This is a genomic window from Streptomyces hygroscopicus (assembly GCF_026168105.1).
In the GTDB taxonomy this organism is placed as follows: domain Bacteria; phylum Actinomycetota; class Actinomycetes; order Streptomycetales; family Streptomycetaceae; genus Streptomyces; species Streptomyces hygroscopicus_D.
Genome location: NZ_LBMW01000024.1, coordinates 64,861 through 87,126, shown reverse-complemented (window position 1 = coordinate 87,126; position 22,266 = coordinate 64,861). Strand labels below are relative to the sequence as shown.

Annotated in this window: 20 protein-coding genes and 2 pseudogenes; 16 read left to right on the top strand and 6 right to left on the bottom strand. The window is 70.0% G+C overall.

The features are described 5' to 3' along the window. Positions 1 to 16: 16 nt before the first annotated feature. The 3 genes and pseudogenes from AAW14_RS22825 to AAW14_RS22815 all read right to left on the bottom strand — a co-directional run. On the bottom strand, positions 17 to 823 hold the full coding sequence (locus AAW14_RS22825) for an amino acid ABC transporter ATP-binding protein (protein WP_322741094.1): 807 nt from the start codon (positions 821 to 823) through the stop codon (positions 17 to 19). Next, entirely contained in the window at positions 820 to 1,848 is a 1,029-nt protein-coding gene (locus AAW14_RS22820; RefSeq protein ID WP_265565785.1) for an amino acid ABC transporter permease, read from the bottom strand. The genes AAW14_RS22825 and AAW14_RS22820 overlap by 4 nt, the downstream gene beginning before the upstream one ends. A 21-nt stretch (positions 1,849 to 1,869) precedes the next feature. Then, positions 1,870 to 2,058: pseudogene (locus tag AAW14_RS22815) on the bottom strand (ABC transporter substrate-binding protein); the annotation flags it as partial. Positions 2,059 to 2,603: 545 nt separating this feature from the next. Between AAW14_RS22815 and AAW14_RS22810 the strand changes: the two are divergent. The 11 genes and pseudogenes from AAW14_RS22810 to AAW14_RS22770 all read left to right on the top strand — a co-directional run. Continuing rightward, a pseudogene (locus tag AAW14_RS22810) lies at positions 2,604 to 3,062 on the top strand (ABC transporter permease subunit); the annotation flags it as partial. Between the two features lie 291 nt (positions 3,063 to 3,353). Then, positions 3,354 to 3,920, top strand: a complete 567-nt coding sequence (locus AAW14_RS22805) for a winged helix-turn-helix domain-containing protein (RefSeq protein ID WP_265565784.1) — start codon at positions 3,354 to 3,356, stop codon at positions 3,918 to 3,920. A 12-nt stretch (positions 3,921 to 3,932) separates the two neighbouring features. Beyond that, positions 3,933 to 5,165 (top strand): acyl-CoA dehydrogenase family protein, encoded by a 1,233-nt coding sequence (locus tag AAW14_RS22800; RefSeq protein WP_265565783.1) that lies wholly within the window; start codon positions 3,933 to 3,935, stop codon positions 5,163 to 5,165. Positions 5,166 to 5,343: 178 nt separating this feature from the next. Further along, positions 5,344 to 5,436 (top strand): putative leader peptide, encoded by a 93-nt coding sequence (locus tag AAW14_RS39810; protein ID WP_416223356.1) that lies wholly within the window; start codon positions 5,344 to 5,346, stop codon positions 5,434 to 5,436. Positions 5,437 to 5,646: 210 nt separating this feature from the next. After that, positions 5,647 to 6,711, top strand: coding sequence for an ABC transporter substrate-binding protein (locus AAW14_RS22795; RefSeq protein ID WP_265565782.1), 1,065 nt, complete (start codon positions 5,647 to 5,649; stop codon positions 6,709 to 6,711). Positions 6,712 to 6,715: 4 nt separating this feature from the next. Next, entirely contained in the window at positions 6,716 to 7,642 is a 927-nt protein-coding gene (locus AAW14_RS22790) for an ABC transporter ATP-binding protein (RefSeq protein WP_265565781.1), read from the top strand. Next, positions 7,639 to 8,589: an ABC transporter permease gene (locus AAW14_RS22785; RefSeq protein WP_265565780.1), complete on the top strand. Its 951-nt coding sequence runs from the start codon at positions 7,639 to 7,641 to the stop codon at positions 8,587 to 8,589. The genes AAW14_RS22790 and AAW14_RS22785 overlap by 4 nt, the downstream gene beginning before the upstream one ends. Positions 8,590 to 8,672: 83 nt before the next feature. Then, the gene (locus tag AAW14_RS22780; RefSeq protein WP_265565779.1) at positions 8,673 to 10,028 is read left to right on the top strand and encodes an LLM class flavin-dependent oxidoreductase; all 1,356 of its coding nucleotides are present in this window, start codon (positions 8,673 to 8,675) and stop codon (positions 10,026 to 10,028) included. 215 nt (positions 10,029 to 10,243) lie between these two features. Beyond that, positions 10,244 to 10,702 (top strand): RrF2 family transcriptional regulator, encoded by a 459-nt coding sequence (locus AAW14_RS22775; protein WP_265565778.1) that lies wholly within the window; start codon positions 10,244 to 10,246, stop codon positions 10,700 to 10,702. Between the two features lie 139 nt (positions 10,703 to 10,841). Beyond that, positions 10,842 to 10,943 (top strand): putative leader peptide, encoded by a 102-nt coding sequence (locus tag AAW14_RS39805; RefSeq protein WP_416223355.1) that lies wholly within the window; start codon positions 10,842 to 10,844, stop codon positions 10,941 to 10,943. A 226-nt stretch (positions 10,944 to 11,169) separates the two neighbouring features. Further along, on the top strand, positions 11,170 to 12,276 hold the full coding sequence (locus AAW14_RS22770) for an aliphatic sulfonate ABC transporter substrate-binding protein (RefSeq protein ID WP_265565777.1): 1,107 nt from the start codon (positions 11,170 to 11,172) through the stop codon (positions 12,274 to 12,276). Between the two features lie 332 nt (positions 12,277 to 12,608). Here AAW14_RS22770 and AAW14_RS22765 read toward each other — a convergent pair whose 3' ends face one another. Beyond that, a complete protein-coding gene (locus AAW14_RS22765) occupies positions 12,609 to 14,108 on the bottom strand; it encodes an IucA/IucC family protein (RefSeq protein WP_265565776.1) in 1,500 nt (499 codons plus the stop codon). 85 nt (positions 14,109 to 14,193) lie between these two features. On the opposite strand from AAW14_RS22765, the gene AAW14_RS22760 reads away from it, so the two are divergent. From AAW14_RS22760 to AAW14_RS22750, 3 genes are all read left to right on the top strand, one after another. Continuing rightward, on the top strand, positions 14,194 to 15,708 hold the full coding sequence (locus AAW14_RS22760; protein ID WP_265565775.1) for an IucA/IucC family siderophore biosynthesis protein: 1,515 nt from the start codon (positions 14,194 to 14,196) through the stop codon (positions 15,706 to 15,708). Between the two features lie 80 nt (positions 15,709 to 15,788). After that, positions 15,789 to 17,054 carry a VWA domain-containing protein gene (locus tag AAW14_RS22755; protein ID WP_265565774.1) on the top strand — a complete coding sequence of 422 codons (1,266 nt, stop codon included), beginning with the start codon at positions 15,789 to 15,791 and terminating at the stop codon, positions 17,052 to 17,054. After that, positions 17,054 to 17,854: a hypothetical protein gene (locus AAW14_RS22750; RefSeq protein WP_265565773.1), complete on the top strand. Its 801-nt coding sequence runs from the start codon at positions 17,054 to 17,056 to the stop codon at positions 17,852 to 17,854. Before AAW14_RS22755 ends, AAW14_RS22750 begins: the two co-directional genes overlap by 1 nt. Positions 17,855 to 17,929: 75 nt before the next feature. On the opposite strand, the gene AAW14_RS22745 is transcribed toward AAW14_RS22750, so the two are convergent. Continuing rightward, positions 17,930 to 18,556, bottom strand: coding sequence for a winged helix-turn-helix transcriptional regulator (locus AAW14_RS22745; protein WP_265565772.1), 627 nt, complete (start codon positions 18,554 to 18,556; stop codon positions 17,930 to 17,932). 87 nt (positions 18,557 to 18,643) lie between these two features. Between AAW14_RS22745 and AAW14_RS22740 the strand changes: the two genes are divergently transcribed. Continuing rightward, entirely contained in the window at positions 18,644 to 19,855 is a 1,212-nt protein-coding gene (locus tag AAW14_RS22740; RefSeq protein ID WP_265565771.1) for a pyridoxal phosphate-dependent aminotransferase, read from the top strand. 922 nt (positions 19,856 to 20,777) lie between these two features. On the opposite strand, the gene AAW14_RS22735 is transcribed toward AAW14_RS22740, so the two are convergent. Continuing rightward, positions 20,778 to 20,987 carry a hypothetical protein gene (locus AAW14_RS22735; protein ID WP_265565770.1) on the bottom strand — a complete coding sequence of 70 codons (210 nt, stop codon included), beginning with the start codon at positions 20,985 to 20,987 and terminating at the stop codon, positions 20,778 to 20,780. 99 nt (positions 20,988 to 21,086) lie between these two features. Between AAW14_RS22735 and AAW14_RS22730 the strand changes: the two genes are divergently transcribed. Beyond that, positions 21,087 to 22,241 (top strand): serine hydrolase domain-containing protein, encoded by a 1,155-nt coding sequence (locus AAW14_RS22730; protein ID WP_265565817.1) that lies wholly within the window; start codon positions 21,087 to 21,089, stop codon positions 22,239 to 22,241. Positions 22,242 to 22,266 lie beyond the last annotated feature (25 nt).

Genomic DNA, 22,266 nt, shown 5'->3' with positions numbered 1-22,266 from the left:
AAGGGTGAGGGAGAGGTCAGAGGACCTTGGAGAGGAAGGCGCGAGTGCGCTCGTGCTGCGGGTCGTCCAGGACGGCCGCGGGTGGGCCCTGCTCCACGACGACACCGCCGTCCATGAACACCACGGTGTCGGCGACCTCGCGGGCGAAGCCGATCTCGTGGGTCACGACGATCATGGTGGTTCCGGTGCGGGCCAAGTCCTTGATGACGTCGAGGACTTCGCCTACGAGTTCCGGGTCGAGCGCCGAGGTGGGCTCGTCGAACAGCAGGACCTTCGGTCCGAGGGCGAGCGCGCGGGCGATGGCCACGCGCTGCTGCTGACCACCGGACAGCTGCCGGGGGTAGGCGCCCGCCTTGTCGGCAAGACCGACCCGGTCGAGGAGCCGACGGGCCGTCTCCTCCGCTTCCTTGCGCGGACGGCGCAGTGCGGACACGGGAGCCTCGACGAGGTTCTCCAGCACGGTCAGATGCGGGAAAAGGTTGAAGTTCTGGAAGACGAACCCGATATGGGTGCGCTGCTTCAGAACGTCCTTCTCCTTCAGCTCGTGCAGCTTGCCGCCCGAGCGGCGGTAGCCGATGAGTTCGCCGTCGATGCTGATCCAGCCGCGATGGACCTTCTCCAGGTGGTTGATGGTGCGCAGCAGCGTGGATTTTCCGGAGCCGGACGGGCCGAGGACCACGGTGACCTCACCGGCGCGGACCCGAAGGTCGACGCCACGCAGCACTTCCAGCGGGCCGAAGCTCTTGTGGACGCCGCGGACGTCCACCATCACATCGTCGAGATCGGCCGTCACGTCGTCGAAGTCCACCGTCACGTCGGTCATCGACTGTCTCCCAAGGGGTTCAGGGGCATGACGGAGCGGTTGCGCTGGGCGGCCGCCGCACTCAGGCTGCGTACGAGGCGCCGGGCGCGCTGGATCGGGGTGGGCGGCGGGGTCCGGTCGGCGCCTCGGGCGAAGTGCCGCTCGACGTAGTACTGGGCGACCGACAGCAGGGAGGTGAGCGCCACGTACCAGGCGGTGGCGACCAGCAGCAGCGGGATCACCCGGCCGTTGCGGCCGTAGATCACCTGCACCCGGTAGAACAACTCGCCGATGGACATGACGTACACCACCGACGTGCCCTTGAGCAGGCCGATGACCTCGTTGCCGGCCGTGGGCAGGATGGCGCGCATGGCCTGCGGCAGCACGATCCGGCGGATCTGCCGCAGCCGCGGAATGCCCAGCGCCGCGGCGGCCTCCAGCTGCCCGTGATCGACGGCGATGACGCCGCCACGCACGATCTCGGCGGCGTAGGCAGCCTGATGCAGCGTCAGACCGATGACGGCGGCGCCGATGGTGCCGATGAGGCTGTTGGTGTCGACGGACCAGAACGCAGGCCCGAAAGGGATGCCGACACCCAACTCCTTGTACAACGCGCTCAGGTTGAACCAGAACACCAGCTGGACGATCATCGGGATGGACCGGAAGATCCAGATGTAGGTCCAGGCGACGGTCTGCAGCACCGGGCTGCGCGACAGCCGCATGAAGGCCAGGACGGTGCCCAGGAGGAAGCCCAGCACCGTGGCGTAGGCGGTGAGCTGGAGCGTCACCCACACCGCCTGCACGATCGTCTCGGACAGTACGTAATCACTGAAGACGCCCCATTCCCAGACCGGATTGGTGGCCAGCCCGTGCACGAACTGGGCGACCAGCACGATCACGGCGACGGCAGCCGCCCAGCGGGCGTAGTGGCGGGCGGGGACGACCTTGAGCGAGGCCAGGTCGTCCTTGGCCGGAGGAGTTCCGGGGCCGGCGCCCTGGGCGGCCGCACCGGCCGGCGCGGCGGCGGAATCGGTGGTGAGTCCCATCGTGGTGTTCCTGCTTACTCGTCAGGTGTGCTCGGGCGGATTGATCCGCGACGTGTCGATCGCGGAGGCGGAGGTGCCCCACTTCTTGAGGATCCGGGCGTATGTGCCGTTCTTGATCAGCTCGTTGACGGCGGCCTGGAACGCCTTGGTGAGGGGGGAGCCCTTCTCGAAGGCGAAGCCGACGTCGAGGCGGTGGTACTCACCGAGGAAGGTGGGCGGCACGCGGGCACGGCGGAGCGGCCCTCGGCGCGGCCGGGTGTGACGGCGCTTCAAGGTGCTGGGAACCAGGTGGTGGGCAGGTGCGATGACGCCGGGGCATGGGCCACGGGCGAGGTCGGGCGGCGGCAGCGCGTGTCAGGTCTCGCAGGATCGTCCATACGCGGATTCGGCGCGTGTGCAACACCTGTCAGCGCATGCGTACGGCGATGCCGCGAGGGGGGAACTCGGCCCGCGACGGGGTCACCGAGGGAGGGAAGGGCCGGTCAGACGGCCCGCTGCCGCATCAGGCGCAACACGCGGCGGACCACACCCGACCGAAGTCGATGTGGTCACGGGTGACCAGTCGCTGCTCGGCATTCATGCGACTAATTGAGCAGTACATCTCGCTTCTCGTCAACTACGGCCCGGATGCCGGACCGGCCTTGAGTAGTTCCTGTGCGTGGTTGACACATGCGTGCGTCGGATACATACGATCGAGGCCGGCGGGCTCCGCCGTGCGGCAGCCGCACCGGCCGCGTTGAGGGACGCGGCGAGCACTGGTGCGCGGCGGCATCCTCTCCGTCGACTCCGGCCAGACGGAGGCCGCCCAGGCTCTCGGTATCGGCAGGCGGCGCACCCTGCGCCGGATCGTCATCCCGCAGGCGATGCGCTCCATCGTCCCGACCGCAGGGAACATGCTGATCGGCACCCTGAAGGGCACCAGCATCGTCAGCGTACTGGCCGTGCACGACCTGCTGTACTCGGTGCAGTTGGTCTACAACCAGACCTACCAGGTCATCCCACTGCTGATGGTCGCCACCCTCTGGTACATCGTCGTCACGACCGTGCTCAGCGCGGGTCAGTTCCACGTCGAGCGCTACTACGCGCGTGGCTCCGCGCGCGCACTGCCGCCTACGCCTCTGCAGAGGCTCCGGGTCCGTCTGGCCGTACTGCGTGCCAGGCCGGCCGGGGCGACTGCGGCCGACGCCCGACGGGCGGTCGATCGCGACCGGTGAGCCTACCGGCAGTGTTGCGTTCCCTACATTTCCTATCGAATAACTAGGAAAGCATTGACGGCCCGCCCGGCGGGTGCGCAGGATGATGCACATGTCCCACACGCAGCAACGACTCGTTCGTCGTCGGCATGTCGACTTTGGTCACGTCGTCAGCGCCGCCTGCTGTCACGTGTAGGGCACGCAACTCACACGTTGCGCGTGCCACTGCGCTCCTTCTCTTTCATCCCGGGTGATCAGGCGCACCCATCCACCGCGCCTGACGGCCCGACGTACTTCCGAAGGACGACCACCATGACCACGGCACTTCCGGCCCAGGCCACTCCATCGGATTCATCACTCGCCGACATGCGCCGTCTCCGCCTCGTGGGCGACACCACGAGGCGCCCCGGGGAACAGGGTTCCGCGCCCCTCGTCGCCTACCTCGTGCTCGTCCCCGAGGGCACCGATCCCGCCGAGCTCTTCGTCAAGGACGTGACACGGCCGGAGATCCGACCGGTTGCCCACACGCAGTCACCTCCCGTGCAGCAGAACGGAGACGGTGTCATCCGCATCGATACCGCTCGACATGTCGCGGAACTGGACGGGCGCGAACTCGACCTGACCTACCTGGAGTTCGGGCTGCTGGCCCATCTCGTCCTGCGTCCCCACCAGGTGCATTCGCGGGAGCAGTTGATGGCCGGCATCTGGGGCTACGACCACATCGGCGACGGCCGCACCGTGGACGTCCACATCGCACGATTGCGCCGCAAGCTGGGCAGAGCTCACCGGCACCGGATCGTCACCGTACGGCGCGTGGGCTACAAGTACGTACCCGACCAGCAAAACAGCCCCAACCCCGCACCCTGCCAGCGACCTTGAGGAGACCACGCCATGGGCGCTGCCACTGCGCCGTCCGGACCTGCCTCGGAATCCGACCGGACCGGGCCCGGCCGCCGTGCGCACTGGCTGCGCGTGGCCCGCGAGGCGGCGGACGACCTGGCCACGGACGCGGTGGCCAGGGAGCAGGCAGGCAAGCCCCCGTTCGACGAGGTGTCCCGACTGCGTGAGGCGGGACTGCTGACGCTCCTCGTACCGGCCGAGTTCGGGGGAGGCGACGCCGATTGGCGTACGGCCTACGCGGTCGTCCGGGAGATCGCCGCCGCCGACGGCGCGATAGGTCAACTGCTCGGCTCTCACTACTTCCTGTCGTGGAGCGCCCGGTTCTTCACCGAGCCCGCTCTCGCCGCTCAGGTCGAGCGGCAGTCCGCGGCCGAGGACTGGTGCTGGGGTGGTGGTCTCGCCCGCCAGGAACTGCCGCTGACGCTGGCCAGGGCAGCCCGTGGCTATGTCCTCGCCGGGCGGCAGAGCTACGCCACGGGTGTCCTGGTCGCCGACCGCCTCGCCGTGCGGGCCGTACGGGGCGACACCGGCGAACCACTCGCCGTCGTCGTCGATCCCGCCCATCACGGCGTGCGGATCGCCGGCGACACCGACACCTTCGGCCAGCGGCTCGCGGCCGGCGGAAGCGTGGAGTTCGACGCCGTACCCGTCGCCGCCCACCAGGTACTCGGCTCCCTGTCCGCGGACGAGGATGTCCTGTCGCCGCTGACTGCTCTCACCTCGCCGGTCGGACGCCTCCTCTCCGTCCAGCTCCTTCTCGGCATGGCCGAGGGAGTGCTCGCCGAGGCCCGTGAGTACAGCAGGGCGGGCCACTCACCCTGGCACCCCGCCTGGCCGGTGGGCTCTCCCCAGGACCAGCATGTGCTGACCGCCTACGGAGAACTCACGGTCCTGACCCGCTCCGCCTCCGCACTCACCGAACAAGCACTGGAAGCCGTGCACGGCGGGCTGGCACGCGGCGAGGACCTCACCTACGACGAGTACGCGGACATCTCGGTCCTCGTGGCCATGGCCGAAGCCGCCGCTTCCAGGGCTGCGCAGGAGTCCACAACCCGTGCCCTCGACGTCATCGGCTCGCGCTCCGCCTCCTCGCGGCTGGGCTTCGACCGCTTCTGGCGCAATGCCCGGACCCACACCCTGTACGAGCCCGTGGCCCACCGACTCCGCGATGTCGGGGACTACTTCCTCAACGGTGCGCACCCTCCCTTCGTCCTGCCTGTCTGACCATGGGACGCCGCGCGGTTTTCCCCGGCCGCCCCGGCGTGATCGGAATTCGCCACGCAGTCCGACATCCAGGCAATTGTGAACGCCGCACTTCACTCATATGTCGGGGGGTTGAGAATGTGAGTCGCCCGCGCAGGCGACATTGACTTGGCTGGATTTCGCTGCAACTCTCTTGACCGTGAGCAGTTCCGAGAACCTCGCCGCGCGCCTGCACGTCGATCTTCGACGTCAGGCCAGCGCCATCTGTGCCGTCGGCCGCTGGACAGGCTGACGGGCATCGCTCTCCCGCTCCGTTTCACAGTCGGCTACCACGACCACGCCGCTGTCGTCGCAGACGACTGATCCCTCACAGGCATTCCTGACGCCGCCCCCTTTCGGCGCCCATCTTGCCTGCGCTCAATTGTCGAGCATCACTTTCGGTTGGCGCTTCTTCATGCCAACGACTCCACGCCAGTCCCATTTGCATGAACAGGACCTTTCCATGGCCACGACGGTATCGACCCGACGCCAGTTCCTCTCTCTGCTCGGTCTTTCGGCGGTGGCCGTGAGCTGCGGCACCGCAACCGGAGCCACTTCCGGCAAGAGCCAGACCAAGACGCTCCGATACCAGGGCTGGGCGGGACAGGTCACCTTGCCGGAGCTGGCCGAGGATCTCGGCTATCTGGAGGACGTGAAGCTGAAGTGGGTCGGCAACACGATCAGCGGGCCGCAGGACATCCAGTCCGCGGCCACCGGCCAGATCGACTTCGGCGGCGCGTTCAACGGCGCGGTCGTCAAACTGGCCGCGAACAAGGCCCCCATCAAGGCCGTCATCAGCTACTACGGCTCGGACAAGTACGCCTACAACGGCTTCTACGTCCTCAACGACAGCGCCATCCACTCGGCCCGCGATCTGATCGGCAAGAAGGTCGCGATGAACACGCTCGGAGCCCACTCCGAGGCGATGCTCGACATCTATCTGCAGCGAGGCGGTCTGTCCCGAGCGGAGACGGACAAGGTCGAGCCACTGGTGGTACCTCCTGTCAACACCGAGCAGTCGCTGCGTCAGAAGCAGATCGATGTGGCCGCGCTCGGCGGCATCCTGCGCGACAAGGCCCTGGCCGCCGGGGGCATCCGCCCGCTGTTCACGGACTATCAACTGCTCGGCCCGTTCAGCGCCGGCACGTACGTGATGACGGACCGCTTCCTGAAGCAGAACCCGGACACGGCCCGTATCTTCGTCACCGCCGTGGGCCGGGCCATCGAGTGGGCCCGTTCCACTCCACGCGAAGAAGTCATCGCCCGGATGACGGACATCGTGAAGAAGCGTGGCCGCGACGAGGACACGTCACCCCTGAAGTACTGGCGGTCCTTCGGCGTCGCCGAGACGGCCGGCCGGATCACCGGCAGGGAATTCCAGTTGTGGATCGACTGGCTGGTTGAGCGCGGCGACATCAAAAAGGGCCAGGTCACGCTGTCGGACCTCTACACCAATGAGTTCAACGCCGCCGGCAAGGGCGGCACAGGGCCGTCCTCACCGGCCTCTGCTGCGACGGGCAGGAGTTGATCCCATGCCCGAATCCACGAAGGAATCCAACACGGAATCCAACACGGAATCCAACAAGAAACTCACGAAGGAATCCACCGCACCCAAGATCGCGCTCGAAGGCGTGCGGAAGGACTTCCCCGTCAAGGACCGGGCCGGGAAGAGCCGAGCGGGCACGGATCACGCCGGGACACGGCAGACGGCCCGGTTCACCGCCCTCGAGGGCATCGACCTGGAGATAGCGGCAGGCGAGTTCGTCGTCCTGGTCGGACCCAGCGGTTGCGGAAAGTCGACGCTGCTGGACCTGCTCGGCGGCCTCGTCCGGCCCACCGGCGGACGGATCCTGCTGGACGGCGAACCCGTCACCGGCCCGGGGCTGGACCGCGGCATCGTGTTCCAGCAGTACGCGCTGCTGCCGTGGCGCACGGCGCAGGGCAATGTCGAGTTCGGCCTGGAGGCCACCGGAGTACCGCGACGTCAACGTCCCGCACGGGCCCGGGAGTTCCTGGACCTGGTCGGCCTCTCCGGGTTCGAGGACCGCCATCCGCATGAGCTGTCGGGCGGGATGCGGCAGCGCGTGGCGATCGCCCGCAGCCTCGCGTACGACCCCGATGTCCTGCTCATGGACGAGCCGTTCGCCGCGCTGGACGCCCAGACCCGGGAGTCGCTGCAGGACGAACTGCTGCACATCTGGCAGCGCACCGGCAAGACCGTCGTCTTCATCACGCACAGCATCGACGAGGCCGTCCACCTGGGACAGCGCGTCGCCGTCATGACATCAAGGCCGGGCCGCATCAAGCACGTGGTGCCGGTTGTCCTCGACTCCCGTACGGCGACGGAGGACCTCCGCTCCAGTCCCGAGTTCGCCCGGTACCGGCACCAGATCTGGTCGCTGCTGCACGACGAGGTGGCCAGGGCCCAGCAGCTGGAGAAGGAGGAGGCTTCCGTATGAGCCCCGCAATCGGCACACCCACCGAGAAGACCGCGGCGCCAGACTCTGTGAGCGCCGCATCGCCCGTCCGGTCCCCTTCCCCTGCCACGTCGGCCACGTCCGCCCTGCCCGGGGCCTCGCCGCCGGACGTGCGTCGAGTCCCCTCCTCGACGGGCCGTGTCCGCCGGGCGGCCGGCCGACTGCCGTACCTGCTGGTCAAGGGGGCGACCAAGTCCGCGGCGATCGTGGCACTGCTGCTGCTGTGGGAGACCGCACCGCGACTCGGCCTGGTCGACCGGATCTTCCTGCCGCCGTTCAGCGAGGTCGCCCGTGCCTGGTGGGGGCTGGCCGCCGACGGCCAACTCGCCGACAACGCGGCCGCCAGCCTGGTGCGCTCGTTCAGCGGATTCGGACTCGCGGTGGCCGTCGCCGTACCGCTCGGCCTGCTGATCGGCTGGTACCGGCCGGTCGCCGAACTCCTCGGACCGCTGCTGGAGGTGTTCCGCAACACCGCGGCGCTGGCCCTGCTGCCGGTGTTCGTGCTGCTGCTGGGCATCGGCGAGACCTCGAAGATCTCCATCGTGGTGTACGCGTGCATCTGGCCGATCCTGCTCAACACCATCAACGCGGTCCGCAACGTCGACCCGACCCTGCTGAAGCTGGCGAAGTCGATGGACCTGTCCGCGCCCCGTCTGTTCCAGAAGGTCATCCTGCCCTCCTCGGTACCGGTGATCTTCACCGGCATCCGGCTGGCCGGAGCGGTGTCCATCCTGGTGCTGGTCGCCGCCGAGATGATCGGGGCCAAGGCCGGACTCGGCTATCTGATCAACGCCTCCCAGTACAACTTCGCGATCCCGCAGATGTACGCGGGCATCATCACGATCTCCGCCATCGGCGTGGCCTTCAACCAGTTCCTGGTGGCCGTGGAGCAGCGGCTCAGCTCGTGGCGCGTCCCAGTCGGCGACTGACTCATCCGCCCTCTGGTCCCGCTGTCTTCCCCGAGCTCTTCCCTCTCCCCGAACGTCTCGTTGCCCCTGATCCGAGGACCCTCATGACCGCGACCAGTCCCCGCCGACTCCACCTCAACGCCTTCCTCATGAACGCAGGCCACCACGACGCCGCCTGGCGCCACCCCCGGACCGAGCCGGAACGGGTCACCGATCTGCGCTACTTCCGGCAACTCGCGCGGACCGCCGAGCGCGGCCTGCTCGACTCGGTCTTCCTCGCCGACGGCCTCGCCCTGTGGGGCAAGGTCCGGCACAACGCGCTGGGCGGCTTCGAACCGCTCACCCTGCTGTCCGCCCTCGCGGCGGTCACCGAGCACATCGGCCTGATCGCCACCGTCTCCACCACCTTCAACGAGCCCTTCCACACCGCCCGCAAGTTCGCCTCGCTGGACCACATCAGCGGGGGCCGGGCCGGCTGGAACATCGTCACCTCCGGCACCGTGAACGAGGCCCGCAACTTCGGGCAGGACGAGCATCCGGAGCACCGGCTGCGCTACGAGCGGGCGCGGGAGTTCGTCGAGGTCGCCACCAAGCTGTGGGACAGCTGGGAGGACGACGCGATCCTGCTCGACCGTGAGCGTGGCGTCTACGCCGACATCGACAAGGTGCGGGAGATCAACCACCGCGGGGAGTACTTCGGGGTGCAGGGCCCCCTGAACGTACCGCGCACCCCACAGGCATACCCCCTGCTGGTGCAGGCGGGTTCGTCGGAGGACGGCAAGGAGTTCGCCGCCCAGTACGCGGAGGCCGTCTTCACCGCCCAGCAGACCCTCGCCGACGGCCAAGCCTTCTACAAGGACCTCAAGTCCCGGCTGAGCCGTTACGGCCGTACCGAGGACCAACTGCTGGTGCTTCCCGGCATCGCCCCCGTCATCGGGTCGACCGAGGCCGAGGCCCGCGCGCTGGAACAGGAGTTGACGGACCTTCAGGTACCCGAGTACGGGCTCGCCCAGCTGTCCGGGATGCTCGGTACCGACCTGACCGGGCTGCCGCTGGACGGGCCACTGCCCGAGCTGCCCGAGGAACGGGACATCAACGGCAACAAGAGCCGCTTCACGCTCGTCGCCGAACTCGCCCGTCGCGACGGCCTCACCCTGCGCGAACTCATCGCCCGCCTCGGTGCCGGCCGCGGCCACCGTGTCTACGCCGGCACGCCGGAGCAGATAGCCGACCAGCTCGAGGAGTGGTTCACCCAGGGTGCCGCCGACGGCTTCAACGTCATGCCGCCCCATCTGCCGGGTGGCCTGGAGGACTTCGTCGACCATGTCGTGCCGATCCTGCAGCGGCGCGGCCTGTTCCGCACCGAGTACACCGGGCACACCCTGCGCGAGAACTACGGCCTGGCCCGCCCCGCCAACCGGCTGACCGCGGCTGCCGCAGCAAAAGGACGGCCCGCATGACAGGACTCGACCTCCTCACGGACGCCCCGGTGGCCGGCGGCGGCCACCAAGCCACGCCGGACCTGCTTCCCGCGTGAGGCGAACCGCCCGGCCGACGCGCTCTACGTCGCGCCCGGCGCCGACGGCACCCTCAGCCGCCGGGCAGGGGACACCCGACCCTGCCCGGTGCCCGCCCGCAACGGACACCGACCGAAGCCGTACGGGATAATGCACACATGCGGATCTCAGCCAGAGCGGACTACGCGGTACGTGCCGCACTGCAGCTCGCCGCGTCACGGGATGACGGGCCTCTGAAGGCCGAGGCCATCGCCGACGCCCAGGGCATCCCGCACAAATTCCTCGAAAGCATCCTGAACGACATGCGCCGGGGCGGTCTGGTACTCAGCCAGCGCGGCGGCAACGGCGGCTACCGGCTGGCCAGGCCCGCCGAGTCCATCAGCATCGCCGACGTCATACGCACGGTGGACGGACCGCTGGTCTCGGTGCGCGGTGTCCGTCCCCCGGAGCTGTCCTACACCGGCCCCGCCGAGTCGCTGCTCCCCTTGTGGATCGCACTGCGGTCCAACGTGCGCGAGATCCTCGAGGGCGTGTCGCTCGCCGACGTCGCATCGGCCCAACTGCCCGCCGATGTTTCCGCGTTGACCAACGCCCCGGCCGCCTGGGTAAACCCCTGACACGCTGGGCCACTCACAGCTGATCTCATTTACCGAGATGGCTCCATCCATCATACGGACATCCCCTTGGGCTGGACGCCACCTTCTGCCACGATCCCTATCAGCCAGGTAGGAATACTAGGGATCTGTGGGGGTGGCCATGGGAACGCTCGACCGCGCGGGCCGGATGCTGCCCCTTCTGACCTCTCGTCGTCACATCGACCTCGGCCGTACGTCCAGCGCCATCTGTCGGCCCCTCTGACGCCACAGAACCTGACTCCCTCCAGGAACAGCCCTGCCTCCTTGCCCGCGCCGCCGCGTCGGCGGAGCGGACACCTCGCTGACCACGCCCCCCACGTTCCACTTCTCAGTCCGCGGCGGCACGCCTGCCGCGGCCGGCGGGAAGTGGCGTGTTGGTGCGTGCCGACAAGCTGTCGCCTCGCGTCTCCGTACCTCCCTGCTCACCCATCCCCTGAAAGGACACCTCCGTGTCTGCCGCAAGACCGCTCACCACCCTGCGCACCATCGCCGTCACAGCCGCGCTCCCCCTCCTGCTCACCGCCTGCGGCTACGGTTCCAAGTCCACCGACGACGGCAAGCAGACCGCGATCGCGGCGGGCGCCAAGAAGCTCTCCGCCGACGAGGTGAGGATCGGCTACTTCCCCAACCTCACGCACGCCACCGCTCTTGTGGGCGTCCAGGAGGGCCTGCTCCAGAAGGAACTCGGCGGCACCACGGTCAAGGCGGCCACGTTCAATGCCGGCCCTTCCGAGATCGAGGCGCTGAACGCCGGCGCCATCGACATCGGCTGGATCGGCCCCTCCCCCGCCATCAACGGCTACACCAAGTCGAACGGCAGGAATCTGCGCATCATCGGCGGTTCCGCCTCCGGCGGTGTGAAGCTCGTCGTCAACCCGGACAAGATCAAGTCTCTCGACGACGTCAAGGGCAAGAAGATCGCCACGCCGCAGCTCGGCAATACCCAGGACGTCGCGTTCCTCAACTGGATCGCGGGGAAGGGCTGGAAGGTCGACGCTCAGAGCGGCAAGGGCGACGTCTCCGTCGTCCGTACCGACAACAAGATCACACCGGATGCCTACAAGTCCGGTTCCATCGACGGCGCCTGGGTCCCTGAGCCGACCGCATCCAAGCTGGTCGCCGAGGGCGCGAAGGTACTGCTCGACGAGTCGGACCTGTGGCCCGGCAAGAAGTTCGTGATCACGAACATCATCGTGTCCCAGAAGTTCCTCAAGGAGCACCCCGACGTCGTCGAGGCCGTGCTGCGCGGCTCCGTGAAGACCAACGAGTGGATCAACGCCAACCCGGAGAAGGCCAAGGCGGCCGCCAACGATGCACTGGAGAAGCTGTCGGGCAAGGCGCTGCCCGCCGACGTCATCGACCCGGCCTGGAAGTCCATCACCTTCCTCGACGACCCGCTGGCCTCCACCCTCAATACCGAGGCGGAGCACGCGGTCAAGGCCGGTCTCCTGGACAAGCCCGATCTGAAGGGCATCTACGACCTCACACCGCTGAACAAGGTCCTCAAGAGCGAGGGCAAGGGCGGGGTCGACAACGCCGGTCTCGGCGCCGAGTAGCGACAACCGGACCCGATGAGTTCCCGGTGGGTGCCGCCCGCCGTGATCCGGCTGGGTCCGAACGACTCGAAGATCTTCGGCCCGCTGGAGCGGCGGGAGCTGGGCGCCCGGGACCTGCTCGTCACTCGCTGAACGAGACGGATCGCGCCCGGCACGAGACGGGCGCCCGATCCCGCCGCACACCGGCGCACCCGGCGCACTGCACCAGCCCCGCAGCGGCGTCGCCCCACGGCGGAGCCGCTCGGGCGGGACGGCCCTCGGCAATTACCGGCCGCCGGTGAGCGCCGGCCGCGGTTGAGCGCCGGCCGCTGGTGAGCACCAGCGGCCGGCGCTCACCGGCAGGCCAGCGGATTGGGCAGCGGCAGATAGCGCGCGTCCGCGCCGTCCGCCCCCGTCCAGCGCAGCAGCAGATTCGTCTTGCCGGGGAGCGTGGGCGAGGCGAGCAGGGCGGGGATCTCGGGGACGGGGTGGCGTGCCAGTTCCGCGCGGGCGGCGGGCCAGGGGTTCCAGCCGGGATGGCGCTCCGACAGCAGGGCGGCCATCTCCGTGAGGTTGTTGACGACCAGGCAGTACACGAGCCGTTCCCAGCCCGCCTCGCGGGTCACGTCCGTCAGGAGCTTGACGCCCTCCGCGTCCCGGAACACCGCCTGCACGGGCAGGCCCGCGGCGTCCACCGCGACCAGCGTGTTCTGCAGATGCGCCTCCAGAACGACGCCATGCCGCTCGAACGCCTCCAGGGCTGGGGGCACGACCTGGCGCAGGTACGCGGTCCACCAGTGCGCCGGGTCGGTGAGCGCGTTCAGCGGGCTGCCCTCGAAACCCTCCACGAGGGCAGCGGCGAGCAGCGGGGTGGCGCCGGGCAGGACGTGCCGGTGCAGGCCGTCGCGGACCAGGACGGCCAGCTCCTCGAAGGCGAAGCCGGCCGTGCGGTAGCCGCGGTCGCTCAGCCAGGCCGCGGGACCCCGGAGCTCCGCGAACGCGGACGCCGCCGCGCCGTCGGTGCGGCGCACCTCCAGGAGGTCGTGGCGCCACAGCCGGCGGATGTCGTTGGTGATCCGCACGTCCAGGCTGAACTTGACGAAGAGGTCGTCGTCGGGCGCGTACACCGTGCGGACGGCGGCGGTGGGTCGCACGGGACGCGCGGTGTGGCCGAGCCGGACCAGACGCCCGTCCCCGAACGCCTCGAGGATCTCGGGGCGGGCGCCGACCAGGTCGAGCTGCCAGGGGTGCGCGGGCAGCAGCCGGTAGCCGCGCGGGGCGGTGCCGAGCGCGTCGAGCGCAGTCGTGTCGCCCTCCTCGACGACCGCGTCCTCGCGTACACCCAGAAGGGTGAGCGGGAAGCGGGCGTACGCCTCGGGCGCGTACGGCAGCCAGCTCGCCACCGGTCCGCCGCCGCGCGCCTTGGGCGCCGGGTGGCAGGGGTGCCCGGTGATCAGGGACTGTTCCGAGCGCATGTACGGGTCGTCGGGCGCCGTGGCGCGGGCGCGCGCGGCCAGGATCGCGGCCACCGCGTCCCGGCTGTCGATCATCTCGCCCGGAAGTTCGGGGTTGGACAGGCCGGTGGCCTGGCGCAGCTCCTCGGCGATGAGTTTGACCAGTTCGGTGTGGGTGAGCCGATGCCAGGACCCGCCGATGTGCAGCTCGGGGTCGCGGGGACGGCGTCCGCCGCGCACGCGCAGCAGCCGACCGCCGGCCCGCAGCCGGTGGACGCCCTGCTCGCCGGCGGGCTCCGCCGCCTCCCGGAGCAGGCAGTTGAGCAGCGGCGCCGCCGCATAGGCGTCGGCGCGCTCGGGGACGTCGTCCCTGGGGTGCATGGAGTCCACGCGTTCCATTCGTTCCGTACGGTGCACTGACGATCAGTATGTCTGTCGTGGCCCGACCCCACGATGCACCATCCCGTCACCGAGGAGCCCGACCGTGCCCCCTTCCCCTTCCGCCGAGGCCGAGCTCGCAGACGAGCTCGACGCCGTGCGGCCCGGTCTGTCGGCGTCGTACGCGGCTGCCCTTCCCGGCGCCCGTGCCGCCGTCCTGACGCGCCTGTGGCGGGCCCTGGCCCATGAGCCGCTGCCGTGGATCGCACGCCGGGAGGCGGCGGGCGGCGGACTCGTCCTCCACCTGGCCGACGGGCGCCGGCTGCACGGCCCGCCCGCCGACCCGTACACGACCGCCGCCCACGTGACCGGGGTGCGGCTCGACGGGCGGGTGTACGACCGTCCCGCGGCGCTGGTCACGGCGCTCGGCGTTGCCCACGGTGACGCGTTCGCCGGCGAACTCGACCACAGCACGGCGTCGTTGGCGCTGTCACTGGCCGACCAGCCACACGACACGCCCGAACCGCTGGAGAGCCGGGAGTGGGAGCAGGCGGTGGTCGACGGGCATCCTTTCCATCCCAACTGTCGTTCACGGCCCGGCTTCACGGTCGCCGAGCAGCTCGCCTACGGGCCCGAGCACAGGCCGCTGGTGCGCCTCGGTCTGGTCCCCATGGCCGACGGTCTCGTACGGGGCGAGTGGCCGGCCTGGCTGCGGGACGGCGGGCGCCCGCTGGTCCCGGTCCATCCCTGGCAGACGGCGCACGTCCTCGGCGTACCGGCGCAGGAGGGCCCCCTCGGCCATCCCCTGATGTCCCTGCGGACCCTGGCGCTGTCCGAGGACGGGCCGCATGTGAAGACCGCACTCAGCGCACGGCTGACGTCCTCGGTGCGGGACATCTCGGTCGCCTCGGTCGAGACGTCGCTCGCGGTGTCCGACTTCGGGGAGGCCGTCGCCCGGCGCACGGACGGTCTCCTGCACGTCACCCGTACCCTGGGCGCGATCAGCGCCTACTCACCCGATCTCGCCGCGGTGGTGCGGGAGTCACCCGAGAGGTACGCGGACAGGGCGGCGGGCGAGCGGGTCGTGCCGGTGGCCGCCCTGCCGCTGACCGGTCTGCCCGGTTCGCCCGCCTGGCTCGCCGAGTTCGCGCGACTCGCCCTCACCGTCGGTCTGAACCTGCTGGACCTCGGCGTGGCCCTGGAGGCGCACGGCCAGAACCTTCTGGTGGTGCTCTCGCCCACGGACGCCCCCGTGCGGCTGGTCTACCGGGACCTCGCCGACATCCGGGTGAGCCCGGCCCGGCTGGCCCGCCACGGCATCAAGGCCCCCGAGGTGGCCGACCGGATCGTCACGGACGACGAAACGGCCCTGCGCCGCAAGCTGTTCGGCTCGCTCGTCGCGGGCGCGCTGGCCTCGACGGCGGGTTCGGCCTCCGCTCTGGGGGCGGCGCTGGAGAGCGTCATACGGGATCTGCCGCGCACCCCTGATCTCCCGGTACTGCGCCAAAGCCCCTTGCCCGCCAAGGCGTTGACGCTGATGCGGCTGTCCCCGCAGCGGGCCGGGGACCAGTGGACGCACCTGCCCAGCCCGCTCGCTTCAAAGTCCGCCGACCTCGATTGATGAGGCTGTTCGCGGGCGGCCCCTCTCGGATCGACGAGCTCGTTTTGAAGCGCGCACCCATTGATCAATAAGATCCGCCGATGATCACAAGACAACGGCTGGCGGCGGGAGTCTGCGCCCTGCTCGCCGCCCTGGCGGCCGGGATCGCCGTCCCGGCCGGTGCCGTCGCCGACGAGACGACAGCCCAGGACGCACCCAAGGTCGATCTCGTCCTCGACGTCAGCGGTTCGATGCGGACGCGGGACATCGACGGCGGCTCGCGGATGACCGCGGCGAAGCAGGCCTTCGACGAGGTGGTGGACGCGACGCCCCAGGAGGTGCAGCTCGGCATCCGGACGCTGGGAGCCAACTACCCGGGCAACGACCGCAACACGGGCTGCAAGGACACCGCGCAGCTGTACCCGGTGGGGCCGCTGAACCGGACCCAGGCCAAGACGGCCGTGGCGACGCTCCAGCCCACCGGCTGGACGCCGATCGGCCCCGCACTGCTGAAGGCGGCGGACGACCTCACCGGCGGCAACGGCACCCGCCGCATCGTCCTCATCACCGACGGCGAGGACACCTGCGCGCCGCTGGACCCGTGCGAGGTGGCCCGGCAGATCGCGGCCAAGGGGATCGGCCTGACCATCGACACCCTCGGCCTGGTGCCGGACGCCAAGATGACCAAGCAGCTGAGCTGCATCGCAGAGGCGACCGGCGGCACATACACTTCGGTGCAGCACAAGACGGAACTCTCCGGCAAGGTCAACCAGTTGGTGGACCGCACGGCGGACAAGGTGGTCACACCGGTCGCCGTGAACGGCACCGACCAGTGCGCCACGGCGCCCGCGCTCAAGTCGGGTCTCTACACGGACCGCGAGGAGTTCGGGCAGCACCGCTTCTACCGCGTGGACGTGAAGCCGGGCCAGGAGCTGCGCGCGTCGGTCAGCGTCCTGGACGACCGGCCCGTCAACCCCGACTACGGGGTGACGCTGCGCGCGGTCACCCTGCACGGCCGCGAGATCGTCCGCGGCGAGGCGACCGGCGCGGGCCGCACGGACGTCCTGTCGACAGGTCTGCGCTACCCGAAGCCCACGAGAGACGACGAGAGGGCACCCGCCGAGACGGTGTGCCTCCAGGTCGCCGACTCCTTCTCCCCGGCGGCCGGTGTGAAGACCACGCCCGGGCTTCCTCTCGAGCTGACGGTCGACGTCGTCGACGGTCCGGACAAGGCGAGCGACGTGGCGTCCTTCGGCCTCGGGCGCGGCTGGTGGCTGCTCGGCGCGCTCGTCCTGACCGGCTTCCTCGCCGGTCTGGTGTGGGGCTGGGTGTCGCGCTGGCGGGTCGCAGTCTGGAGGACCAACTGATGCGTATCGCACGAGTGCTGACCACGGCCGCACTGCTGCTGGGTGCCACCGTGTCCCCGGCCGTCGCCGACTCCTCGCCGTCCGCGAGCCCGTCCGGCGACAGCGCCGCGCCCACCTCGGCGGGCACGTCGTACCGTACGGCGACACAGATCGAGCAGGGCCGGAAGGCCACGGCGGCCGCCTCCACGGGCGACTACCTGTACTGGTCGTTCGCCGCGGACGCCGGGCAGCGGCCCACGGTGAAGGCGACGGTGAAACTGCCCGCGTCGAAGCGGAGCGGGACGCAGACCTGGCAGCTCGATGTGTACGACGGGCTGCGGCGCCGCCAGGCGTGCCAGTACGGGGCGCAGACGCGGACGGCCGCCCAGGATGCGGCCTCGGTGGACCTCGCCTGCACCTTGCGCACGGTCCGCGCCTGGTCGGAGCCGTGGGCCGACGACCCGCTGCCCGGTACGTACTACATCCGGCTGACCGTGGTGGGCCTGGGCACGGCCGACCTCGGACTGCCGGTGAACGCCGAGGTCCAGGTGGACTCAAGGGACATCGGCGGCTCGGCGGCGGTGGACGGCTCGCTGGCGCAGCCGCTGGTGCCGGGCATCGCCGCCACCTCGCCGAGGTCCGGCTCGGGTTCGGCCACGCTGTTCTCGCTGAAGCCCGACGGCGGCTGGGACTCCGGCTGGTGGTCCGACCGCTGGGTGTGGACCGCGATCGGCGGCGTCCTCGCGGCGCTCGCGGGCATCGGAGGGTATGCGCTGACGCGCGGCTCGGGGCGGCCGTCCCGCGTGCCTCCGGGCGTCTGACCCGGGGCACCGGGAGACTCAGGCCCGCCGCGCCTGTTCGGCGCGGCGGGCCTCGTTCGCTTTCCGGGTGCGCCGTCAGCTCCCGCGCAGCACCTTGGCGAGTGTGCTGTCCCCGCTCACCTCGACACGCCCCTCCCCCACGGCCTGATGGAGCGTCAACGCTCCCCGCGCCAGCTCCGTGCACGTCTCCGCGTCGAGGGTCAGGCGCGCGCCGGGCTCCTCGGGGGCGGGCCCGTCGCCGTACACCGGGCCGTCCTCCGCGCCGAGCCACAGGTGGAACTCGCCCTCGTCGAGCTGCACTTCGACCAGCCCCTCCCCCTCGAGCGAGCGCAACAGCGGCAGCGCGAACCAGTGTGCGCGCACCGCGTCGGTCGGTCGTCGCTCCGCGAGGGCGGGCGCGCCCCACGTCCCGAGCACCTGGATCACGGGCAGCAACTCACGTCCACGGCCGGTGAGTTCGTAGACGTAGGCGGCTCCGGGCGGCGGCAGGCGGCGCCGTGTGGTGAGCCCGTCGCGCTCCATCTCCTTCAGCCGGGACGCCAGCACGTCCGTGCTCACGCCCGGCAGGTCCGCGTGCAGGTCGGTGTAGCGGCGCGGGCCGGCGAGCAACTCGCGGACGATCAGGAGGGTCCAGCGGTCGCCGACGGCGTCGAGGGCCCGGGCCGTGGAGCAGTACTGGTCGTAGCTTCGGCGAGGTGGCATGCGACGCAGTCTAGACGGATTGTTGGACTTTCCAAGCTCACACTTGGTAAAACCAAGTAACACCAGATACCGGAGGGGAAGCGGCGCATGGAGTTCCGGCAGTCGAGCAAGCTCAGCGAGGTCTGTTACGAGATCCGCGGCCCGGTGATAGAACACGCCAACGCGCTGGAGGAGGCGGGGCACAGCGTGCTGCGCCTGAACACCGGCAACCCCGCGCTCTTCGGCTTCGAGGCGCCGGAGGAGATCCTTCAGGACATGATCCGGATGCTGCCGCAGGCGCACGGCTACACGGACTCGCGCGGCATCCTCTCCGCCCGCCGCGCAGTGGCGCAGCGCTACCAGGAGCGGGGCCTGGAGGTCGGCGTCGACGACGTCTTCCTCGGCAACGGCGTCTCCGAGCTGGTCTCGATGGCCGTACAGGCCCTGGTGGAGGACGGCGACGAAATCCTCATCCCCGCGCCCGACTTCCCCCTCTGGACGGCCGTGACAACCCTGGCGGGCGGCAAGGCCGTGCACTACCTGTGCGACGAACAGGCCGGCTGGTACCCGGACCTGGCCGACATGGCCTCGAAGATCACGGACCGCACGAGGGCCGTCGTGATCATCAATCCCAACAACCCGACCGGCGCGGTCTACCCGAAGGAGATCATCGAGGGCATCCTCGACCTCGCCCGCCGCCACGGCCTGATGGTCTTCGCGGACGAGATCTACGACCAGATCCTCTACGACGGCGCCGCGCACCACTCGGCCGCCGCCCTCGCCCCCGACCTGGTCGTCCTCACCTTCTGCGGGCTGTCGAAGACCTACCGCGTGGCGGGCTTCCGCTCCGGCTGGCTGGTCGTGACGGGCCCCAGGCAGCATGCGCGCAACTACCTGGAGGGCCTGACGATGCTGGCCTCCATGCGGCTGTGCGCCAACGCGCCCGCCCAGTACGCGATCCAGGCCGCGCTCGGCGGCCGCCAGTCCATCACCGAGCTGACCGCACCGGGCGGCCGCCTGCACGAACAGCGCGACCGCGCCTGGGAGAAGCTCAACGAGATTCCCGGCGTGACGTGCGTGAAGCCAAAGGGCGCGCTCTACGCGTTCCCGCGGCTCGACCCCAAGGTCCACCGGATCCACGACGACGAGAAGTTCGTCCTGGACCTACTGCTGCGGGAGAAGATCCAGGTCGTCCAGGGCACAGGCTTCAACTGGCCCGCCCCCGACCACTTCCGGATCCTCACCCTGCCGCACGCGGACGACCTGGAGGCGGCGATCGGGCGGATCGGGCGGTTCCTCAGTGGGTACCGGCAGAAGTAGGAATCCCGTGGGTCCCCGGCCCTGTCGGCGCGGGCCCACGGGCAACTGCCGTCAGGGACTCGGCGTCTGCGAGTACGTCGCAGGAGCGAAGAGGATCATTTCACGCAGGGTACGTCGAGCCCTGGGAAGTGAGCAGTACCCGGCCGGAATCGAGCCGTGAGCGTCGGCTCGGGCGCTGACGCTGCCGTGCCGCTCCGGTCAACAACGACCTTTTCCAGAGGAGTTATCTGCCCCACTTTTCGTCCGGCGACTGAGCCCTCCTTCGATCCGCCCCGTTGACCCCAGTAACCGGTGACCCGTCTGCAGACCGGTGAGTGAGGTTCACACATGGCAAAGATCGCTCCGGAACAAACCGATCGACGTCTCCCCACGGCCGGCTGCTGCCCGGCCCGGGGGCACGATCCCTCCCGCCGGCTCAAGGCCTGAGTGGTCGCGCCATGGACTACTGCATCCCGTGCAGCCGCACGCTCAACGGCGCCGTGACATGCCCGGAGTGCGGGGCATACGACTCCGACATGGCACAGCTGAGTGCTCCGGCGGTGGAGGCCGAAACGCCGGAGGTCCGCTTCAACGAGGCACCGGATCCCTTCGAATCCCCCGACACCCCCTTCGCCCCGGCTCTTTCGGAGGATCTGCCCGCAGCCCGGTGCAACCGGCCGCCACGGCTGAAGAAGTACGCCGTCCGTTCTCTTGCCGCCGCCGCCTTCACCCTGCTCGGCGGCCTGGCCACCGCATCGGTGCTTCCCGAATCGTCAGCCCCACGAGCAGCATCGGTTCCGGACCGGTCATTGCCCGACGAGCCCCGGATCCGGGTCACCGATTCACCGACTTCACCCCCGAAGCGTGTCACCACGCACCCGGCCCGAGACGATGTGCAGGGCCGGAACAGTGACGGGATCCGGCGTCCTGCACCGACGCCAACTCACGCCGGGTCAACGGCCTCCCCGCCGTCCGCCACCACCCATGCACCGCCACCCGCGAAGACCGGGCCGACCCCCGTACCCTCCAGCGGCCGACCCAGTTCGCCCTCGCAGACAGCACCTCCTTCCACGAGGCCCTCCGCCAGCCCTTCCGGCACCAACAGCACCCCTCCCAGCAGCAGTGGCTCACCGAGCGGCAACGAGGAAGCCACTGGCTGAGGCCACCCATCCCCGAGGTACGGGGGTGGGAATGCCCGGCGGCGGCCCCCTGTTGGTGATCTCCGTAGACGATCAACGACTTGGGGGCCACGGTGTCGCAGGACGTGCACGGAACGGTCGCGGAGGGCTTCGAGGAAGTGCGGGAGGAGTTCGCCGCCTTCCTCGCCGCGGAGACGCATGAGCCCGGTGCCCAGCTCGTCGCACATCACCACGGACGCCGGGTGGTGGACCTGTGGGCCGGGGAGGGACTCGACGGGGACTCGCTGACCGGCCTGTACTCCATCACCAAAGGGGCCGCGCATCTCGTCGTCGCACTGCTGGTGCAGGAGGGCGTGCTCGACCTGGACCGCGAAGTCGCCTCGTACTGGCCGGAGTTCGGGGCGGAGGGCAAGGACCGGCTCACCCTGCGCGAGCTGATCGCGCACAAGGCGGGCCTCGTCGGCGCGGACGACGGGTTCACCACCGCCGAGCTGGCCGACGACCGGCTGATCGCGGCGCGGCTGGCCGGGCAGAAGCCGCTGTGGGAGCCGGGGAGGGCGTACGGCTACCACGGCTTCGTCATCGGAGCGCTGACCGGCGAGGCGGTGCGCCGGGTCACCGGACAGTCGATCCAGGAGCTCTACGAGCAGCGCATCCGGGCGCCCTACGGCCTGGACTGCTACCTCGGTCTGCCCGAGGAGCTGGAGCCGCGCTGGGTCGAGGTGCAGCCGCTGGTGCCCACGCCGGAGCAGGCCGAGGCGCTCGCGGCGCGGGCTGCGGCGCCGGGCAGCATCAAGGCCGTCGCCTTCAACCAGCACGGGCCGGAGCCGACCGACCTCGTCGCCTTCGGCAACAGCCGCGTCGTGCGCGCGCTCGGCCCCGCCTCCTCCGGCGGCGTGGGCAACGCCCGGGGCGTGGCCGGCCTGTACGCCGCCGCGATCAGCACCCTGGCGGACCGGCCGCCGCTGCTCGCGCCCGGGACGGTGGGCGAGTTGGCCGTGCTCCACACCCCCGGTACGGACCTGGTGACGGAGACAGGGGACCGCTTCGGCCTCGGCTTCGAGCGCACGGCCGAGCTGTACCCGTTCCTGGGTCCCGACGCCTTCGGGCACAGCGGCGCCACCGGCTCCCTCGGCTTCGCCGACCCGGCGAGCGGGGTGGCGTACGCGTACACCCGGCGCCGCTTCGCCTTCCCCTCGGGGGTGGGTGCGTCCCCGGAGAACGGCCGTCTGGCGCAGTCCGTCCTGCACGCCGCCGCGGCGGTGTGACACCGTGCTGGGGAACGAAACAGGA

What these genes read in the sequence shown, in the direction of transcription:
- AAW14_RS22820 (WP_265565785.1), bottom strand. Translation starts at nt 1,848, where the DNA reads ATGGGACTCACCACCGATTCCGCCGCCGCGCCGGCCGGTGCGGCCGCC.
- AAW14_RS22740 (WP_265565771.1), top strand. Translation starts at nt 18,644, where the DNA reads ATGGAGTTCCGGCAGTCGAGCAAGCTCAGCGAGGTCTGTTACGAGATC.
- AAW14_RS22780 (WP_265565779.1), top strand. Translation starts at nt 8,673, where the DNA reads ATGACCGCGACCAGTCCCCGCCGACTCCACCTCAACGCCTTCCTCATG.
- AAW14_RS22745 (WP_265565772.1), bottom strand. Translation starts at nt 18,556, where the DNA reads ATGCCACCTCGCCGAAGCTACGACCAGTACTGCTCCACGGCCCGGGCC.
- AAW14_RS22750 (WP_265565773.1), top strand. Translation starts at nt 17,054, where the DNA reads ATGCGTATCGCACGAGTGCTGACCACGGCCGCACTGCTGCTGGGTGCC.
- AAW14_RS22785 (WP_265565780.1), top strand. Translation starts at nt 7,639, where the DNA reads ATGAGCCCCGCAATCGGCACACCCACCGAGAAGACCGCGGCGCCAGAC.
- AAW14_RS22775 (WP_265565778.1), top strand. Translation starts at nt 10,244, where the DNA reads ATGCGGATCTCAGCCAGAGCGGACTACGCGGTACGTGCCGCACTGCAG.
- AAW14_RS22825 (WP_322741094.1), bottom strand. Translation starts at nt 823, where the DNA reads ATGACCGACGTGACGGTGGACTTCGACGACGTGACGGCCGATCTCGAC.
- AAW14_RS22805 (WP_265565784.1), top strand. Translation starts at nt 3,354, where the DNA reads ATGACCACGGCACTTCCGGCCCAGGCCACTCCATCGGATTCATCACTC.
- AAW14_RS22755 (WP_265565774.1), top strand. Translation starts at nt 15,789, where the DNA reads ATGATCACAAGACAACGGCTGGCGGCGGGAGTCTGCGCCCTGCTCGCC.
- AAW14_RS22800 (WP_265565783.1), top strand. Translation starts at nt 3,933, where the DNA reads ATGGGCGCTGCCACTGCGCCGTCCGGACCTGCCTCGGAATCCGACCGG.
- AAW14_RS22795 (WP_265565782.1), top strand. Translation starts at nt 5,647, where the DNA reads ATGGCCACGACGGTATCGACCCGACGCCAGTTCCTCTCTCTGCTCGGT.
- AAW14_RS22790 (WP_265565781.1), top strand. Translation starts at nt 6,716, where the DNA reads ATGCCCGAATCCACGAAGGAATCCAACACGGAATCCAACACGGAATCC.
- AAW14_RS39805 (WP_416223355.1), top strand. Translation starts at nt 10,842, where the DNA reads ATGGGAACGCTCGACCGCGCGGGCCGGATGCTGCCCCTTCTGACCTCT.
- AAW14_RS22765 (WP_265565776.1), bottom strand. Translation starts at nt 14,108, where the DNA reads ATGGAACGCGTGGACTCCATGCACCCCAGGGACGACGTCCCCGAGCGC.